This is a genomic window from Halopseudomonas xiamenensis, assembly GCF_014219065.1.
Classification (GTDB): domain Bacteria; phylum Pseudomonadota; class Gammaproteobacteria; order Pseudomonadales; family Pseudomonadaceae; genus Halopseudomonas; species Halopseudomonas xiamenensis.
In genome coordinates this window covers 57520-75135 of the sequence record NZ_JACLGO010000004.1, presented here as the reverse complement: position 1 = coordinate 75135, position 17616 = coordinate 57520, and the positions used below count along the sequence as shown (strand labels likewise).

At 60.5% G+C, this 17616-nt stretch carries 19 protein-coding genes; 8 read left to right on the top strand and 11 right to left on the bottom strand.

Annotated elements, in window-relative coordinates; translation table 11 throughout:
- Position 1: 1 nt before the first annotated feature.
- The 6 genes from H6X51_RS03925 to ccoN all read right to left on the bottom strand — a co-directional run bounded on the left by H6X51_RS03925 (position 2) and on the right by ccoN (position 5200).
- On the bottom strand, positions 2-517 hold the full coding sequence (locus H6X51_RS03925; RefSeq protein ID WP_185266207.1) for a FixH family protein: 516 nt from the start codon (positions 515-517) through the stop codon (positions 2-4).
- A 4-nt stretch (positions 518-521) separates the two neighbouring features.
- The gene (gene ccoG / locus H6X51_RS03920) at positions 522-1934 is read right to left on the bottom strand and encodes a cytochrome c oxidase accessory protein CcoG (protein ID WP_185266206.1); all 1413 of its coding nucleotides are present in this window, start codon (positions 1932-1934) and stop codon (positions 522-524) included.
- A 135-nt stretch (positions 1935-2069) separates the two neighbouring features.
- The gene (ccoP, locus tag H6X51_RS03915) at positions 2070-2957 is read right to left on the bottom strand and encodes a cytochrome-c oxidase, cbb3-type subunit III (protein WP_185266205.1); all 888 of its coding nucleotides are present in this window, start codon (positions 2955-2957) and stop codon (positions 2070-2072) included.
- Positions 2954-3142 (bottom strand): cbb3-type cytochrome oxidase subunit 3, encoded by a 189-nt coding sequence (locus tag H6X51_RS03910; RefSeq protein WP_185266204.1) that lies wholly within the window; start codon positions 3140-3142, stop codon positions 2954-2956. The genes ccoP and H6X51_RS03910 overlap by 4 nt, the downstream gene beginning before the upstream one ends.
- Before the next feature lie 7 nt (positions 3143-3149).
- The gene (gene ccoO / locus H6X51_RS03905; protein ID WP_105644594.1) at positions 3150-3761 is read right to left on the bottom strand and encodes a cytochrome-c oxidase, cbb3-type subunit II; all 612 of its coding nucleotides are present in this window, start codon (positions 3759-3761) and stop codon (positions 3150-3152) included.
- 11 nt (positions 3762-3772) lie between these two features.
- Complete coding sequence (gene ccoN / locus H6X51_RS03900) at positions 3773-5200, bottom strand: cytochrome-c oxidase, cbb3-type subunit I (RefSeq protein WP_185266203.1); 1428 nt, start codon at positions 5198-5200, stop codon at positions 3773-3775.
- 326 nt (positions 5201-5526) lie between these two features.
- Between ccoN and H6X51_RS03895 the strand changes: the two genes are divergently transcribed.
- Complete coding sequence (locus tag H6X51_RS03895) at positions 5527-6159, top strand: alpha/beta fold hydrolase (RefSeq protein WP_185266202.1); 633 nt, start codon at positions 5527-5529, stop codon at positions 6157-6159.
- A gap of 15 nt (positions 6160-6174) precedes the next feature.
- On the opposite strand, the gene H6X51_RS03890 is transcribed toward H6X51_RS03895, so the two are convergent.
- A complete protein-coding gene (locus H6X51_RS03890) occupies positions 6175-7455 on the bottom strand; it encodes a TRAP transporter large permease (protein ID WP_185266201.1) in 1281 nt (426 codons plus the stop codon).
- A complete protein-coding gene (locus tag H6X51_RS03885; RefSeq protein WP_221627207.1) occupies positions 7449-8045 on the bottom strand; it encodes a TRAP transporter small permease in 597 nt (198 codons plus the stop codon). Before H6X51_RS03885 ends, H6X51_RS03890 begins: the two co-directional genes overlap by 7 nt.
- A gap of 196 nt (positions 8046-8241) precedes the next feature.
- Between H6X51_RS03885 and H6X51_RS03880 the strand changes: the two genes are divergently transcribed.
- From H6X51_RS03880 to H6X51_RS03850, 7 genes are all read left to right on the top strand, one after another.
- Positions 8242-9432, top strand: coding sequence for a TRAP transporter substrate-binding protein (locus H6X51_RS03880; protein ID WP_185266200.1), 1191 nt, complete (start codon positions 8242-8244; stop codon positions 9430-9432).
- Between the two features lie 78 nt (positions 9433-9510).
- Positions 9511-10602, top strand: a complete 1092-nt coding sequence (apbC, locus tag H6X51_RS03875; protein ID WP_185266199.1) for an iron-sulfur cluster carrier protein ApbC — start codon at positions 9511-9513, stop codon at positions 10600-10602.
- Positions 10603-10705: 103 nt separating this feature from the next.
- A complete protein-coding gene (gene dcd, locus H6X51_RS03870) occupies positions 10706-11272 on the top strand; it encodes a dCTP deaminase (RefSeq protein ID WP_185266198.1) in 567 nt (188 codons plus the stop codon).
- Between the two features lie 114 nt (positions 11273-11386).
- A complete protein-coding gene (locus H6X51_RS03865) occupies positions 11387-11815 on the top strand; it encodes a universal stress protein (RefSeq protein WP_185266197.1) in 429 nt (142 codons plus the stop codon).
- 63 nt (positions 11816-11878) lie between these two features.
- The gene (locus H6X51_RS03860; protein WP_185266196.1) at positions 11879-12058 is read left to right on the top strand and encodes a CsbD family protein; all 180 of its coding nucleotides are present in this window, start codon (positions 11879-11881) and stop codon (positions 12056-12058) included.
- A 255-nt stretch (positions 12059-12313) separates the two neighbouring features.
- Positions 12314-13030, top strand: coding sequence for a response regulator transcription factor (locus tag H6X51_RS03855; RefSeq protein WP_185266195.1), 717 nt, complete (start codon positions 12314-12316; stop codon positions 13028-13030).
- Positions 13027-14622 (top strand): ATP-binding protein, encoded by a 1596-nt coding sequence (locus H6X51_RS03850; RefSeq protein ID WP_185266194.1) that lies wholly within the window; start codon positions 13027-13029, stop codon positions 14620-14622. Before H6X51_RS03855 ends, H6X51_RS03850 begins: the two co-directional genes overlap by 4 nt.
- Before the next feature lie 9 nt (positions 14623-14631).
- On the opposite strand, the gene H6X51_RS03845 is transcribed toward H6X51_RS03850, so the two are convergent.
- The 3 genes from H6X51_RS03845 to H6X51_RS03835 all read right to left on the bottom strand — a co-directional run bounded on the left by H6X51_RS03845 (position 14632) and on the right by H6X51_RS03835 (position 17515).
- Positions 14632-15255 (bottom strand): QsdR family transcriptional regulator, encoded by a 624-nt coding sequence (locus tag H6X51_RS03845; protein WP_185266193.1) that lies wholly within the window; start codon positions 15253-15255, stop codon positions 14632-14634.
- A gap of 228 nt (positions 15256-15483) precedes the next feature.
- Positions 15484-16341 carry an alpha/beta hydrolase family protein gene (locus tag H6X51_RS03840; protein ID WP_407925941.1) on the bottom strand — a complete coding sequence of 286 codons (858 nt, stop codon included), beginning with the start codon at positions 16339-16341 and terminating at the stop codon, positions 15484-15486.
- A gap of 247 nt (positions 16342-16588) precedes the next feature.
- Complete coding sequence (locus H6X51_RS03835) at positions 16589-17515, bottom strand: LysR family transcriptional regulator (protein WP_185266192.1); 927 nt, start codon at positions 17513-17515, stop codon at positions 16589-16591.
- Positions 17516-17616 lie beyond the last annotated feature (101 nt).

Here is a 17616-nt window from a genome sequence, read left to right as displayed (position 1 = left end):
CTCAGCGCGAGTTGAGCTGGTGCTGCTGCCCCATGACCAGGGTGATCTCGCCGGTCAGGCGCCAGCCGTCTGCACCCGGCAGCGCCGGATCGCTCAGGTCGATGTAGTGCCGGCCCTGGATGCCACGTTCCAGTTGCCCGGTGTAGTGATTGCCGGAAATCTGCTGCAGCTCCACGCTGCGGTCGCGCTCGGCGTGGGTCGGCGACATGATCTCCAGCAGCAGCCGGGGTGGCAGTTGCTCCAGGTTGCCTTCCAGCTGCAGGCTGACATCACCGGTCAGGTCATCGACGCTGAACTGCGCCGCCAGGTCCAGGTCCCGTGCGCGGTGGTCGCGGCCCATGTGCATGTTGATGGCGCGACCTTCCTTGTAGTAGTTGTCGCGCACCATGCTGTCCGGGTTGAGCAGCGAGACGTAGAGCAGGCCCAGGCCGATGACCACGGCGAACACCAGGATGCTGATCAGGAACCAGGGCCAGAACTGTTTGTACCAGGGTGGAATGTTTTCGTCGTGTTGCATGAAATTACCTGATTGTCGGGCCCATGAAACGGCTTTCGGATTGCGCCGAAATACCGGCATCATCCGCCGCGGTGACGATGAAGGTGATGGGCATGTTGGTGCCTTGCATGAAGGCTGGGTCCAGTTGCACGTTGACCGGCACCTGCAGCAGGCTGCTCGGCTCGACGGTCAGGCGGCCTGCGCTCATCTGCAGCTGCAATTGCGGATGGCCTTCCACGCTCAGGTCGAAGGTGCGGGTCTGCTGGCCCTTGTTCATGACCTTGATTATGTACACGTTTTCGATATTGCCGCCACGGGCTTCACGATACAGGACATTTCGGTCGCGCTGCACGTCCAGGCTGACCTGGGCCATGTTGCCGATGGTGAAGATGAACATGCCGATCATGATTGCCAGCGCAGCACCGTAGCCGATCAGGCGCGGGCGCAGGATGCGGGTCTTCTGGCCGGCCAGGTTGTGCTCGGTGGTATAGCGGATCAGGCCACGCGGGTAGTTCATCTTGTCCATGATATCGTCGCAGGCATCGATGCAGGCGGCGCACTGGATGCACTCGTGCTGCAGGCCGTCGCGGATATCGATGCCGGTGGGGCAGACCTGCACGCACATGGTGCAGTCGATGCAGTCGCCCAGGCCAAGTTCGGCCGGCTCGATACCCTTCTTGCGCGGGCCACGGCTCTCGCCACGGGTGTAGTCATAGGTGACGACCATGGTGTCCTTGTCGAACATCACGCTCTGGAAGCGTGCATAGGGACACATGTAGAAGCACACCTGCTCGCGCAGCCAGCCGGCGTTGATATAGGTGGCGGCGGTGAAGAAGAAGATCCAGAAGGCGGCCCAGCCATTCAGGTTGAAGGTGGCCAGGTCGACCACCAGACCGCGGATGGGTGTGAAATAGCCAACGAAGGTCAGCGCGGTGACCAGCGCCACGCCGATCCACAGGGCATGCTTGGCGCTGCGCCGGGCCAGTTTGTTGAGGCTCATCGGCGCCGCATCGAGCTTGATGCGGGCATTGCGCTCACCCTCGGTGACACGCTCGGCCCACATGTAGATCCAGGTCCACACGGTCTGCGGGCAGGTATAGCCGCACCATACCCGTCCGGCGAAGGTGGTGATGAAGAACAGGCCGAAGGCGCAGATGATCAGCAGGAACGACAGCAGGAAAAAGTCCTGCGGCTGGAAGGTGGCGCCAAAGATGTGGAACTGGCGAGCGGGGAGATCCCACAGCACCGCCTGGCGGCCATCGACGTTCAACCAGGCCGTTCCGAAGAACAGCAGAAACAGTACCGCGACACCTGCCAGGCGGATGTTCTTGAAAAAGCCCTGGTACGAGCGCGCGTGAATATTGGCGCGCTTGGCGTACAGGTCAACGGTTTCTATCTTGTTCGACGATACATCCTTAACGGGTATTTTCTCGCTCATATCAGGCTGGCCATATCGTTATAGGAAGGGACGCCTGGCCAGAGCAGTGCTGGTCAGGGGGGTGATGCGGCTCCGCCCGATCAGAGTAACCTGATCGGGCGGAGCGTACCATGCGACAGGGGGTCGCGTGGGATGTTACTTGTCTTCCAGGGAAAGACTGTAGACGTACGCGGCAAGCATGTGCAGCTTGTCTTCACCCAGGTGGGCCTGGGCGGGCATGTTGCCGTTACGGCCGGCACGGATGGTGTGCTGGACCTGCAGCATGCTGGAACCGTACAGCCATACATCGTCGGTCAGGTTGGGCGCGCCCAGCAGCGGGTTGCCCTTGCCGTCGGGACCATGACAGGCAACGCAGTTGGTGTTGAACACCTGCTTGCCGGCCTCGAGGTCCACACCTTCGGACTCCAGGCCTGCCAGGTGACGCACGTAGCCTGCGGTGTTGCGTACGCCTTCCTCACCGATGACCGCCAACCAGGCCGGCATCGCAGCCTGACGGCCCTGGCGCAGAGTGGTCATGATCTGCTCGGGCTCGCCACCCCAGATCCAGTCGTTGTCGGTCAGGTTCGGGAAGCCGAAGGCGCCACGGGCGTCGGAGCCGTGACATACCGAGCAGTTGGTGGCGAACAGGCGCTGGCCGATACGGCGTGCCTCTTCGTCGCGGGCTACATCGGCGATCGACATCTCGCTGTAGTTGGCGAAGATGGGGGCGAACTGTGCCTCGGCACGGCTCACTTCACGCTCGTACTGGTTGACCTGGGTCCAGCCCAGCACGCCCGGGAACTTGCCCATGCCGGGGTACAGGATCAGGTAGATCACGGTGAAGACCAGGGTCGCGATGAACAGCATGAACCACCAGCGCGGCAACGGGTTGTCATATTCCTCGATGCCGTCGTAGTTGTGGCCGGTGGTCTCGGTCGTCTGGTCGACCTGCTGGCCCTTGCGCGTGGCGAACAGGAGCCAGGTGATCAGGACGAGGAAAACGACAGTGAGGGCAATGATATAGCCGCTCCAGAAATTACTCATTTTTCATTACTCCTGGTGTCTTGCTGCTCACGCGTTTTCTGGTCTTCATCATCGTCGGCGAAGGGCAGTTGGGCTGCTTCATCAAAATCCTTCTTCTTGTATGAGCTGTAGGCCCATATCACGACGCCGATAAAGGCCACCATCGCAAAGATGGTGGCAATGCCGCGGAGAGTGTTGATATCCATTGGTTGGTTACCGGCGGTCGGAGATGACAGTGCCCAGGTGCTGCAGGTAGGCGATCAGAGCGTCGATTTCGGCTACGCCCTTGACGGCCTCGGTGGCGCCGGCAATGTCTTCATCGGTGTATGGGACGCCCAGCTTGCGCATGACTTCCATTTTCCGGGCGGTGTGCTTACCAGTCAGGACGTTTTCCTGCAGCCAGGGGTAGGACGGCATTTTCGACTCGGGAACCACGTCACGCGGGTTGATCAGGTGAGCGCGGTGCCAGTCGTCGGAGTAACGCTCGCCGACACGGGCCAGGTCCGGACCGGTACGCTTGGAGCCCCACAGGAAGGGGTGCTCCCAGACGCTTTCGCCGGCGACGGAGTAATGACCGTAGCGCTCGGTTTCCGAGCGGAACGGACGAATCATCTGCGAGTGGCAGCTGACGCAGCCTTCGCGGATGTAGATGTCACGGCCTTCCAGTTCCACCGCGGTGTAAGGGCGCAGGCCCTCCACCGGCTGGGTGGTTTCGTCCTGGAAGAACAGCGGGACGATCTGGGTCAGGCCACCGAAGCTGATCGCGATCACGATCAGCACGATCATCAGGCCTATGTTCTTCTCAACAATCTCATGTTGTCTCATCAATCAAATCCTCAGGCGATCTGGGCTGCAGACTGGGCTTCGGCCGGCTTGGACGCGGCAATGGTGCGCCAGGAGTTGTAGGCCATCAGCAGCATGCCGATCAGGAAGAACAGGCCACCGATCCAGCGGACGATGAAGCCCGGATGGCTGGCTTCCAGTGCCTCGACAAAGGAGTAGGTCAGGGTGCCGTCGATGTTCACTGCGCGCCACATCAGGCCCTGGGTGATGCCGTTGACCCACATGGAGACGATGTACAGTACGGTACCGATGGTCGCCAGCCAGAAGTGCGCGTTGATCAGGCCGGTGCTGTACATCTGCTCACGACCGAATACCTTCGGCAGCATGTGGTAGATGGCACCGATGGAAATCATCGCTACCCAGCCCAGGGCGCCGGCGTGTACGTGGCCGATGGTCCAGTCGGTATAGTGCGACAGGGCGTTGACGGTCTTGATCGCCATCATCGGGCCTTCGAAGGTGGACATGCCGTAGAACGCCAGGGCCACCACCAGGAAGCGCAGGATCGGGTCGGTGCGCAGTTTGTGCCAGGCGCCGGACAGGGTCATCATCCCGTTGATCATGCCGCCCCAGGAAGGTGCCAGCAGGATCAGCGACATCACCATGCCCAGGGTCTGTGCCCAGTCAGGCAGGGCGGTGTAGTGCAGGTGATGCGGGCCGGCCCAGATATACAGGCCGATCAGCGCCCAGAAGTGCACGATCGATAGGCGGTAGGAGTACACCGGGCGATCGGTCTGCTTGGGCACGAAGTAGTACATCATGCCGAGGAAGCCGGCGGTCAGGAAGAAGCCCACGGCATTATGGCCGTACCACCACTGGATCATCGCATCAGTGGCACCGGCATACATGGAGTAGGACTTCCACATGCTCACCGGCATGGACATGTTGTTGACGATATGCAGAATCGCGATGGTGACGATGAAGGCGCCGTAGAACCAGTTGGCCACGTAGATGTGCTTCATCTTGCGCTTGGCGATGGTGCCGAAGAACACCACGGCATAGCTTACCCACACCAGCGTGATCAGGATGTCGATCGGCCACTCCAGTTCAGCGTACTCCTTGGTACTGGTGTAGCCGAGCGGCAGGGTGATCACGGCCAGCACGATAACCGCCTGCCAGCCCCAGAACACGAAGGCCGCCAGACCGTCGGAGAACAGGCGCGCCTGCGTGGTACGCTGCACCACGTAGAACGAGGTGCCCATCAGCGCACAACCACCGAAGGCGAAGATGACCGCGTTGGTGTGCAGCGGGCGCAGGCGTCCGAAGCTGGTCCAGGGCAGATCAAAGTTGAGAGATGGCCAGACCAGCTGGGCGGCAATGAAGACACCTAGAGCCATGCCAATGATACCCCAGACCACCGTCATGACGGCGAACTGACGTACCACCTTATAGTTATAGGCTGTCGGAGTGGTAGCTGTGCTCATGCGAGAGATTCCACGGATAGCAAAGGTTAAAGGGGGTCAAAGCGGCGGCAGTATGAGGAATGCCCGTATTGTTTGCAATGACACATGTCAACGTAATGGCCAGTGGCCGGGAGGGTCGGCGAAGGATTTCCGCGGCTATCCACCACAGGCCGGATTACCGAGGGGCAAAGGATAAGCCCCGGGGTTGGAGCTGTGAAGGGATGGTTCCGGCAGCATGCTGTGGCATGATGTCGCACATGCCCGAAATCAAGGCGCTGGGCCAAAAAAGCTGGTCCGCCAGAAACGATCCGAACTGACCAGCGGTACTGCCATCAGGAGTGTAGCGCATGACCCCATCCTTTCTTGAAACGGCCCCTGTTGCAGCGGCCAGGGTGACCCTGTTGCTGGCCCACGGTGCCGGAGCGCCGATGGACAGCGATTACCTCGAGCTGCTGGCCGAGGCGCTGGCGGCACAGGGTGTGAGGGTGCTGCGTTTCGAATTCCCCTATATGGTTACCCGGCGCGCGTTGGGCGGTAAACGACCGCCAAACCCCATGCCGGTGCTGCAGGATAGCTTCCGGGCACATTATCAGGCCTTGCCCGGCCCCGTGTTCATCGGTGGCAAGTCGATGGGTGGGCGGGTCGCCAGCCTGTTGGCTGACGAGCTGGGCGCCGCCGGCCTGGTCTGTTTCGGCTACCCCTTCTATCCGCCGGGCAAACCGGACAGGCCACGTACCGCGCATCTGGCGCAGCTGCGCACCCCGACGCTGATACTGCAGGGGACCCGCGACCCGTTCGGCAAGCCCGAGGAAGTAGCGGGTTACGAGTTGTCCGGGCAGATCCAGCTGAGCTGGCTGGAGTCCGGTGACCATGATTTCAAGCCATTGAAGAGCAGCGGCCTGGATCAGCAACAGCTGATCGAGCAGGCTGCCCGGCATACGCATGAGTTTCTGCGAGGTTGCGCTCAGCTCCCTGGGTGAGCCGGAGTACTCTGGTCAGCGTGCCAGGGAGGGTAACCATAGCGAAATCGAGGGGAACAGGATGAGAATGATGGTCGCCAGGATCAGCAGCGCGATAAAGGGCGGCGTGCCTCGAATTACATCGAGGTATGGGCGGCGGAAGACCGCCATGGCAGTGAATATATCGCAGCCGAATGGGGGCGTGGCCGAACCGATGGCAGCCTGCAGTGTAACAATGATACCGACATGCACCGGGTCCAGTCCGGCGGCGGCGACGGCCGGCTTGAATAGTGGCGTGAGGATGAGGATGACCACGATCGGGTCGACGAACATGCAGCCGATGAAGAAGGATACGGCGATCAGTGACAATACCAGGACCTGACTGTGGCCTATGTCGGCGATGATCGGGTTGAGGATCGCCTGGGGAATTCCGGCAAAGGAAATGGTGTAGGTAAAGGCGTTGCCGGCGGCCACCAGAATGAATACCACGGCGCTGATCAGGCCGGTCGAGAGGGCCGCATCCCATAGCTCGGCAATCCTGACCGAGCGCAGGATAAATACTTCCAGAACGACCGCATAGAGTACCGCGATGGCGGCGGCTTCGGTCGGGCTGAAAATGCCGCCATAGATGCCGCCGACCACCACGCATGGAAAGCCTAGCGGCAGCGCTGCCTTTTTCAATGCCCGCCAGCGGTGCAGCCAAGTGCTTCTGGGCTCTGGCTCTATGCCCATGCGAATGGACGCTATCCAGCAGTATACAGAGAACATTAGCAGAAGGAGCAGGCCGGGCAGAATGCCGGCGATGAACAGATCACCGATCGAGGCGCCTGATATTACCCCGTAGATGATCAGCCCAATGCTCGGCGGGATCAGTAGTGCGATATCGCTGGCATTGATGATGAGCGCCAGGCTGAACTTGTCCGAATACCCCTTCTCCAGCAACTTCGGGCGCATCGGCCCGCCCATGGCTACCACCGTTGCCTGGGTAGAGCCAGAAACGGCGCCAAACAGCGTACAGCTGACGGCAGTAGTGATCGGCAGGCCGCCACGTAGGTGAGCGACGAAGCTCTGTACCAGATCAAGCAGGCGATTGGCGGTGTGACCACGGGTCATTATATCGGCGGCGAAAATGAATAGCGGTACAGCAGCCAGTGCCCAGGTCTGTACGCCGCTGACCATCTGGCCTATCAGTAGTCCGACATTGTCCATTTGCAGCACGAAAAACAGCAGCATCAGGCTGGCGACCAGTAATGGCAACATCATTGGGAAGCCCAACAGTAACAGGGCTGCAGTTATGATCAGGGTGAACGTCAGCATTGATTCGTCCCTGTCTCGGTTGCCTTATCGCCAGGTACGTCGTTGTAGCTTTCCAACTCTGTGAAGGAGCGGTATAGCTGGCTTGAGGTGAGGTTGCGGCCTGCAGTCAGCCAGTACTGAATGCCGGCCAAGGCAAAGCCGATTGGTGCGATCAGGTAGGGAATCCACAAGGCGATGCCCAATGCTGCTGAGGTGCGGCCCACCGCGCGAATGCTGCTGACATAGTTCCAGGCATGCCAGGATAGAAACAGCATCACTGCTCCCGATACCAGGCAGATGAATACCAGCAACCCCTTGCGTGCACGGCCGCTCAATTGATCGTAGAAGGCGGACATGGCTATATGACGAGCACGGCGCACGGCGTAGCCCAGGCCAGCAAAGGTCATGATGATCAGGCTGAATTGTGTCAATTCCACCTGACCTGGTATGCCGCTGTTGAACAATTGTCGGGCCACTACGTGAAGCACCAGCAGGCTGGCGAGAAACAGGACGCTGGCGCCGAGAACCAGTTTTTCCACATGTTCGATGAGGCGGTCAATGGCGGTCAGTGCAAGAGCGACTGGCGTCGGCGAGTCTGTAGGCGTGGGCATGGGTTCCTTCAGGTCCTGTTCCTTTCCGGCTTTTGGGGACGTTAATAGTTACTGTACGAATAATTAAGTGGCGCCGCTGCGTTTTTCCTAGAAAATACAGCATCTTTTTTTTAAATGCACGGCCAGAATATGGACATATGAGGAGCCTGTGTTAGTGTTTTCAATGTGAAAGAGAACAATACATGAGGAATGTTCCATGAAATGGCGAAATGCGTGGGTAGGTGCTGTGGCATTGGCGTTGGCGGCTTGCGGTGATGATGCTGAACAGCAGGCAGCACAGTCGCTACGGGACGAGCAGCCGGCAACCGGACAGGTTGAGATCTGGCGTTTTGGTCTGGAGGAGATCGAGGGAAGCGTTCAATACGAATATGCCAACCGTTTTGCTGAGATCATCAGTGAAAAGACCGATGGTCAGGTGGAGGTTCGACTGTTTCCCTATGGCCAGCTTGGCGGACTTACCGATATCTATGATCAGGTACAGGCTGGTGCGGTACAGTTGGCATTCGGCTCAGGCTTTCTCGGCGGTACCGTGCCGGAATCACAGCTGTTCAGCCTCAACTTCATCCTGACCGACGATGAATTGCGTAATACCCAGATCCTAAATGGGGAAGATTTCCGCAAGAACGAAGACTTGATTGACGCCTTCCGCGAGCGCAGCCTGCATCCGTTGGCCATTGTGCCTGAAGGCTGGCAGGTCTGGACCGCCAACAAACCGGTGCGTGCGCCCGAGGACTTTGCCGGGCTATCTATCCGAGTCATGGATAACCGCCTGCTAAGAGATACTTACAGTGCCTATGGTGCCAATCCCACCACCATGGAATACGGTGAACTATACAGTGGCCTGCAGTTGGGGCAGCTGGACGCTAACATCCAGCCGGTATTCGCCCATCAGGAGATGGACTTCTACCAGGTACAGGACTACATGATTTTCGCGAACCAGGCCCAATTCATCGCCACCGTCATGGCCAACGCCGATTGGTATGACAACCTGTCTGACGAGCATGAGCAGATTATCGAGGATGCCGTCGTCGAAATGGTGCCTCATATCCATGAAGTACAGACCCGGTTGAACTCCGAGCGACTGGATATCATCACTGAAAACAGTGATATCGAGATCATCTATCTCACGCCCGAAGAGCGTGCAGTCTTCCGCGAACGCAGCCTGCCGGTGCGTGATGTGTTTGTAGATATAGTTGGTACCCGGGGTGAGAAGCTGCTTGATGTATTGCTTGAGCAGGTGGGTGAGGGGGTGTCTGTGGCAGCGAGCGAGCCGGTAATGGTCACGGAGACCAATGACAGCATCGACTCTGGTGAATCGCCTGCGCAAACGGACCTGGATCATGCGGACAATACCAACGACAACACGGCGGAGTCGGTAACCCGCTGAATGACGGCATTCGACGTGGCCAATCGGCGGTGCAGGCAGTAGCATGACGGGGTTTTCGTTTCCATTGGATGCATACTCATGACCCAGATTGACCGCTCTGCCGTAGAACAGGCCCTGGCCAGTTACCAGGACCCCTATCTCAAGACCGATCTGCTCAGCGCCGGTTGCCTGCGCTCGTTGCAGATCGACAACGGGCGGGTCAGCGCCGATATCGTGCTGGGCTATGCGGCGGGCAATATCGTCAGCGGTATCGCCCAGATGTTGAGCGTGGCGGTGGAAAACCTGCCGGGCGTCGAGGCCGCGGCGGTGAATGTGGGCTGGGAGGTCCAGTCGGCGCCGACCCAGGGCAGCATCGAAGCGCTGGCCAACGTGAAGAACATCATTGCCGTGGCATCCGGCAAGGGCGGTGTGGGCAAGTCCACCACCGCCGTCAACCTGGCGCTGGCCCTGTCCCGCGAAGGGGCGCGGGTCGGCGTGCTGGATGCGGATATCTACGGCCCGAGCATGGGTCTGATGCTTGGCCTGCCATCGGGCACCCGGCCGCAGGTGCGCGAGCAGAAGTGGTTCGTCGCCCCGCGCGCGCATGGCGTGCAGGTGATGTCCATGGCCTTCCTGGCCGATGACAACACGCCCGTGGCCTGGCGCGGCCCCATGGTTTCCGGCGCGCTGATGCAACTGCTGACGCAGACCGCTTGGGAGGATCTGGACTACCTGGTGATCGACATGCCGCCGGGGACCGGTGATATCCAGCTGACACTGGCGCAGAAGGTGCCGGTGACCGGCTCGGTGATCGTCACCACGCCGCAGGACATCGCCCTGCTGGATGCACGCAAGGGTATCGAAATGTTCGGCAAGGTGAATATTCCGGTGCTGGGTGTGGTGGAGAACATGGCGGTGCACATCTGTTCCAATTGCGGCCATGCCGAGCACCTGTTCGGTGAAGGCGGCGGTACCCGACTGTCGGACGAATACGGTGTCGATCTGCTGGCCTCCATGCCGCTGTCGTTGATGATTCGCGAGCAGGCCGACAGCGGCAAGCCGACGGTGATCGCCGAGCCGGAGTGCCAGATCAGCATGCTCTACCAGGATATGGCGCGGCATGTCGGTGCGCGGATCGCCGCCCGGGCCGCCCAGGGCGCGATGCCGGAAATCAGCATCAGCGACGACTGAAGCGTCTGTGCCCACTGCCGGCATGCAGCGGCAGTGGGCTTTAGTGTCCGCTTGATTCCCGGTAATATGCAGCGTCTTTTCAACGCTTGGACCAGGACACACCATGACTATCAAATCGGATCGCTGGATACGTCGCATGTCACAGGAATGCGGCATGATCGAACCCTTTGTCGAGCGCCAGGTGCGTGGCGGAGAAGGCGAGCGGGTGATTTCCTACGGTGTCTCCAGTTATGGCTACGACGTACGCTGTGCCGACGAATTCAAGGTGTTCACCAATATCCACTCGGCCACGGTGGACCCCAAGCACTTCGATGAGAAGAGCTTCGTCGATGTGAAAAGCGATGTGTGCATCATCCCGCCGAACTCCTTCGCGCTGGCGCGTACTGTTGAATATTTCCATATTCCGCGCAACGTGCTGACCATCTGCCTGGGCAAGAGCACCTATGCCCGCTGCGGTATCATCGTCAACGTCACTCCGCTGGAGCCGGAATGGGAAGGCCACGTGACCCTGGAGTTCTCCAACACCACCACACTGCCGGCAAAAATCTACGCCAACGAAGGCGTGGCGCAGATGCTGTTCTTCGAGTCCGACGAGGCGTGCGAGGTGTCCTACAAGGACCGTGGCGGCAAATACCAGGGTCAGCGTGGCGTCACCCTGCCGCGCGCCTGATGTCCAGGTGGTCACAGTCCGGCTTTCCGGTACTGTGTTGATGCAGATCAAATGCGCAATGGTGCATTAACGGCTATGCTCTGAGTCAGAACAAACGGGACAACAGGAGTAGCTATGCAAAATGTATTGGTTCCTTTCGACGGCTCGGAGTCGGCCAAGCGGGCAGTGCAGTACCTGGTGGAATTCTCCAAGGCCTATCCGGATATCCAGGTGCACCTGCTGAACGTGCAGCGCGAGCCGAATCTGTATGGTAACTACGTGCCGGCGGCCATGCTCGATGATCTGCGCAAGGGTGCGATGAACCATGCCCAGAAGGTCAATGCCGAGGCGGCGCAGATGCTGCAGGCGGCAGCCATCAGCCACCAGACCCACGAAGTGGTTGGCGATGTGGTCACCGAAGTGGTCGCGGCGGTCAAGCGGCTGGGTTGCACCACCGTGGTGATGGGTACGCGTGGCATGGGCAGCCTGGGCAACCTGGTGATGGGTTCGGTAGCCACCCGTGTGGTGCACGATGTGCCGGTACCGGTATTGCTGGTGAAATAAATGCAACGTCTGGATGCTTCGTCTTGTCCAAACAGATGTAGCGGACAATACGAGGTACAGATCATGGGCAGTACAACAGACAAGATGAAAGGCAAGGCCAACGAAATGGTCGGCAAGGTCAAGCAAGCCAGTGACAAGCCGAGCACCCGTGCCGAAGGCCGCATGCAGGAACGCAAGGGCGAAGCCCAGCAGGTCAAGGGCAAGGTCAAGGAAAACCTGAAGGATCGGATCGACAAGGCCTGATCCTGCCTTGCAGCGTTTCAACGAAAGGCCGGCAACCAGCCGGCCTTTTTTGTGGCCTGCCGTCCCTGGCGGCCACCCTGCGGGCCGTCGCAGGGCGACGTCAAAAAACGCTCCCGGCGTTTTTTTGTGGCCTGCCATCCCTGGTGGCTACCCTGCGGGCCGCCACTGCGTGGCGTCAAAAATGGCTCCCGGCCGTTTTTTGTGGCTGATGATACAATCTGCGGCCATCTCCGAAAGTAACCCAAGGTTAGCGGAATGCACGCAGAGAAAGAACGAATCGTCATTGTTGAAGATGATGCGAAACTTGCCGCCCTGGTTGGCGAGTTTCTGCAATCCCAGGGTTTGCAGGTCGATCTGATCGAGGATGGCAGCAGGGCGGTCGAGCATATTCTTGTCCATCCGCCATCGCTGGTGGTGCTCGATCTCATGCTGCCGGGGGAAGATGGCCTGTCGGTATGCCGGCGCCTGCGCGAGGCGGGGTTCGCCCGCCCGATCCTGATGCTGACCGCCCGCAGCGACGACCAGGACCATATCCAGGGGCTGGAAACCGGTGCCGATGACTTCGTCAACAAGCCGGTGCGACCGCAGGTCCTGCTGGCGCGCATTCGTGCCCTGTTGCGCCGGACCGAGGCCGACGCGCCTGAGCAACCACCTTCGCGCCTGGTGTTCGGTGCCCTGGTCATCGACAATGCCCGGCGCGAGGCCTGGCTGGAAGGTGAGTTGATCGACCTGACCGGGGCCGAGTTCGACCTGCTGTGGTTGCTGGCCAGCAATGCCGGCCGGATTCTCAGTCGCGAAGAGACCTTCGTGGCGCTACGCGGCATCGAATACGATGGTCAGGATCGCTCCATCGATGTGCGCATCTCCCGTATCCGTCCGAAGATCGGTGATGATCCGGACATGCCGCGGCTGATCAAGACCGTGCGCAGCAAGGGTTACCTGTTCGTAGCACCGGAGCCGGACAGCCCGTGAACTCGATCTTCTTGCGCATCTATGGTGGCATGTTGCTGGTGCTGGTCACAGTGTCGCTGCTGGCGTTGCTGAGCATTCATCAGATCAACGGTATCCGCGCGGAGGATTATCGCGAGCGCATCGCCAGCGGCACTTTCCGGCTGATGGCCGACAACCTGCAGCCGATGGATGACTCGGAACGCCGCCAGGTGATGAACGTATGGCAGCGGCTGCTTGGCGTGCCGCTGCATATCCAGGCGCTGTCCGAACTGCAGCTCGATTCCTCCAGCTGGTCAAAGCTGATCCAGGGGCGGGTGCTGGTGCGTCCGGCGGCCAACGACGAGGTGCGGGTGCTGGCGCTGGTGGATATGCATGGCGAGGCGGTGCTGACAGCCAATATCCAGCGCGTCTCCGAGCAACTGGGGCGCGCCACGCTGTTTCTGATTGCCGACGAACTGGTCCGCCGGCCCGAATCGGATATGCCGGCGCGTCTGCAGCAGTTGCGCCGGGAGAAGGGCTTCGGCTATCCGCTGCAATTGAGCCGGGTGCGTGAGTCCGGGCTGGATCAGGATCAACTGCGCCGGCTGGATGAAAGTGACACCGTGATGGCGCTGGCGCCGGATGGCGACGCCATCCTGCTGTATCTGAAAATTCCCGGTACCCAGTGGATTCTGCAGCTGGGGCCGCTGTACCAGATGAAAGCCTATCCGCCGGAACTGCTGATGATCACCGGCCTGCTGACACTGATGCTGATCGGGCTGCTGATCTACCTGCTGGTGCGCCAGTTGGAGCAGCGGCTGATGACCCTGGAAAGCGCCGCGGTGAACATCAGCCGGGGCAACCTGGATTTCCGCGTGGACATGGACAGCCCCGATTCGGTCGGCCGGCTGGCGCGAGCGTTCAACGAGATGGCCGATCACCTGCAGCGCCTGATGCGCATCCAGCGCGAGACCCTGGGCGCGGTCTCGCATGAGCTGCGCACCCCGGTCGCGCGGTTGCGTTTCGGATTGGAAATGCTCGAGACCGCGCAGACCGGGGAAGACCGCAGTCGTTTCATCGATGGCATGGACGGTGATCTCAGCGAACTGGACCGTCTGGTAGACGAGATCCTCACCTATGCACGCCTGGAGCAAGGCGCGCCGGCAATCACCATGAAAGGTACCAATATCCCGCGCATGGTCGAACAGGTGATGGCCGAGCTGGCGCCGCTCGATGCCAGTATTCATCTGGAGCACGTCGACAACTCCTGGGGGCTGGGGCGCCATATCGATGCCGAGCCGCGCTACATGCAGCGCGCCATCACCAATCTGGTCAGTAACGCCATGCGCCATGCCGGCAGCCAGGTGAAGATCACCACCCGCGTGCAGCATGGCATGTGTCGTGTTTCCGTCGAGGACGATGGGCCGGGCATTCCGGAGGCTTATCGGGAAAAGATCTTCAACCCGTTCACGCGCATGGACCTGAGCCGCACGCGCTCATCGGGTGGTTATGGTCTGGGCCTGTCGATCGTGCGCCGCGTCATGTTCTGGCATGGGGGCAGGGCCCGGGCGGAGGCATCGCAGGCTCTCGGTGGAGCCTGCTTCATCATCGAATGGCCGCTGCGCCGGGATTGAGTGTGCTGGTCAGCGGGTGTGACCGTTGACCAGCAGACGGAATGCCTGGCCGGCGCGCTCCGGATCAGGAGTGCGGCCACAGATCAGGTCGCAGTAGATGGCGCCTTCGCCGATGCGGATGATGAAATAGGCCAGACTGTTGGCGTCCATCTCCGGGTTGATCCGTCCGGCCTCGATCTCCTCCTCGAACAGCGCCTCCCACTCGTCGATCAGGCGTTGTTGCAGGCCTGAGACATTCGAGGTCAGCAGTTGCAGGCCCCATTGCGGCTCGGCGGCGAGAAAGTCGTGCATGGGCCGGGCATTGATCAGTGCCACGTTCACGTCGTTATAGATCTGTCCGAGAAAGTCGATGCCGCGCTCGGGATGGTCGATACGCGCCTTTTCGATGGCCTGGTCGTAGATGCCCTTGTACAGCGACCAGAGAATCTCACCCATCAGCAGGTCCTTGTTGCCTACCCAGCGCATCAGGGTGGCGCGACCGATGCCCAGCTCTTCGGCAAGCAGCGACAGGTTCAGGCGGCGGCCTTCCAGCCACCAGCGCCGGGCCATGCGAAAGGCGCTCAGTGGCGTGGCGCGCTCATCGGATTTGCGTTGCGACAGCGCCATGGACAGGGGGGTGGGTTGCATGCTCATAGATATTGGCGTCTTCCGTATTGTACTTTTTAAATAGAATAGTAGCGGGATGATACCAAGGATGAAAGTGTCCCGTCCATGACAGGCTGGTAGAAGACCGTTCGGTCAACAAAGCCGTTCTGTCATGAGTCAGACGCAAGAGCAGCGAAACGGTAGCGGCCCCTGGGGAGCAAGGCATGAAAAAGGCCGGCGACCTGGGGTCGCCAGACTGGTCGTGCGCACAGTGATCTAGTTGATACCCTTGCGCCGTACATCCCAGCGGCTATTACTGCAGAGTCCGCAATTGCTGCCATGGAACAGGCTCTCGGCACTCTGGTCGTCCATAAGGTGATAGCGCATCCAGGCGGTGGATGGGCCGCGGTAGTCGCCACCGTTACCCACCGGTTCGAAGTGACTGACCAGACGCCGCTCACCCCAGAACACCGGCACATTGGCGCGATTGAATACCGGCAGGGCATTCAGCATGGGCGAGGCGATGGTATCGCCGCCCCCGGTCATCAGGAACATCGGGCCGCTCTGGTTGCTTTGCGAGGAGCTGCGATGGCCCAGGCCGATGGTGTAGGGTTGGAAGGGTGCGGTCGCCGTTACCCGGCTGTCCTGGCCGGCCATGATGCTGCCGCCGCCACCCTGGGAGTGCCCGGCGGTGGCGACCCGGTTGACATCCAGCTTGCCAGCGAAGGTGCCGGTGCTGCGGCCATTCTGGTCGACCAGGTAATCCAGGCAGGCGATCATTTCCGCGCCGGTACCGGCGTTGGAAGTGCGCGCCGCGGCGACCACGAAACCGTGGCTGGCCCAGTGCTGCAGCAGGCTGCTGTAGGTGCTTGGCGAGCTGCCGGTGCCGTTGCCCCAGAGGATGATCGGATGCCGCAGGCCGTTCTCGCCCAGGGTGCGCGGACGGTAGACGGCGCAGGTGGTATTGACGTTGCTGTTGGTGACCGAGAAGGGGCCGCTGGCGGCAAAGTCGGATACACCGGGGAAGCCGGAGCCGGTATCCGGATCGGGGGTGCCGGGGTTGGTAGCCATGGCGCCAGCGGACAGCAGCATGCCCAGGGCCAGGCCGGTCAATTTGAATGCAGGTGCTTTCATGATCGAGTCTCTTGTTGGTTTCTTATGGGATAGATGAATGGGCAGCACGGAGCACCAGCTACAACGCCCAGTTCGAGACAAACCCTAGACTCTGTTTATGAAAGCGACACTCGCCTAAAAGGGTGAAAATAGAGACAGATTGATATTAGTGCGGTTTTCCTTAAGTGGTCTCGTCGAGATGTCACAATGGCATGATGAGACGCTCGCGACCGTCAAGCGTCGAGCTGCTGCAGGGACCGGGGCTGTTCTAGCCGGCCAGGTTCTTCGCCGTTACTCCTTCCAGCGTGGCGAAGGAAATATCCTTGGCGGTCAGCAGGAAGTCCTGCATATAGGACATGTCCAGCATGTCCTCGCGCACCGCGGCGTACAGGGTGCCGAACAGGCCCTCGCTACCCAGCCGCCGCGCGCTGACATAGCCGCGCTGCAGGTACTCGGTGATCGCCCAGTTCGGCAGGCAGCATACGCCGCGTCCCGATGCCACCAGCTGCATCATCATGATGGTCAATTCGGCATTGCGCACATCCGCCGGCTCGACCCCTGCCGGGTCGAGGAACTGGCTGAAGATATCCAGTCGGCTGCGTTCCACCGGATAGCAGATCAGGGTCTCACCGGCCAGGTCATGGGGCTCGATATGGCTTCGGCTGGTCAGCGGATGCTGGTTGCCGATGGCCAGCACCGCTTCGTAGGTGAACAGCGGCACGTAGCTGATGCCGGCGATGTCCTGCGGGTCGGAGGTGACCACCAGGTCCAGCTCGCCGCGCGCCAGTGCCGGCAGGGGGGCGAAGAAGTAGCCGGAGGCGAAATCCACCTCCACCTCGGGCCAAGCATTGCGGAACTGGTCGATGGTGGGCATCAGCCACTGGAAGCAACTGTGGCATTCGATCGCCATATGCAGCCGCCCGGCCTGCCCGCCCGACAGGCGTTGCAGGTCGCGTTCAGCCTGACGCACCTGGGGCAGCAGGTTGTCCGCCAGCCGCAGCAGACGCAACCCGGCGCTGGTGAACTGTACCGGTTTGGTCTTGCGCAGGAACAGGGTGGTACCCAGCCGCTGCTCCAGATCCTTGAGCTGGTGGGACAGGGCAGATTGGGTCAGATGCAGGCGCTCGGAGGCTTCGACCAGGCTATCCGCCTCGCGGAGGGTGACAAGCGTGCGCAGGTGGCGAAGTTCTAGCATGGAGGTAGCCTCTAACATGAGCAAAATCGAAGTTTACCACTTCTATGATGAGTTTCATTCAGTGCTGGCCCCAACGGCAGCCATCAGCCTGCCAACGGGCA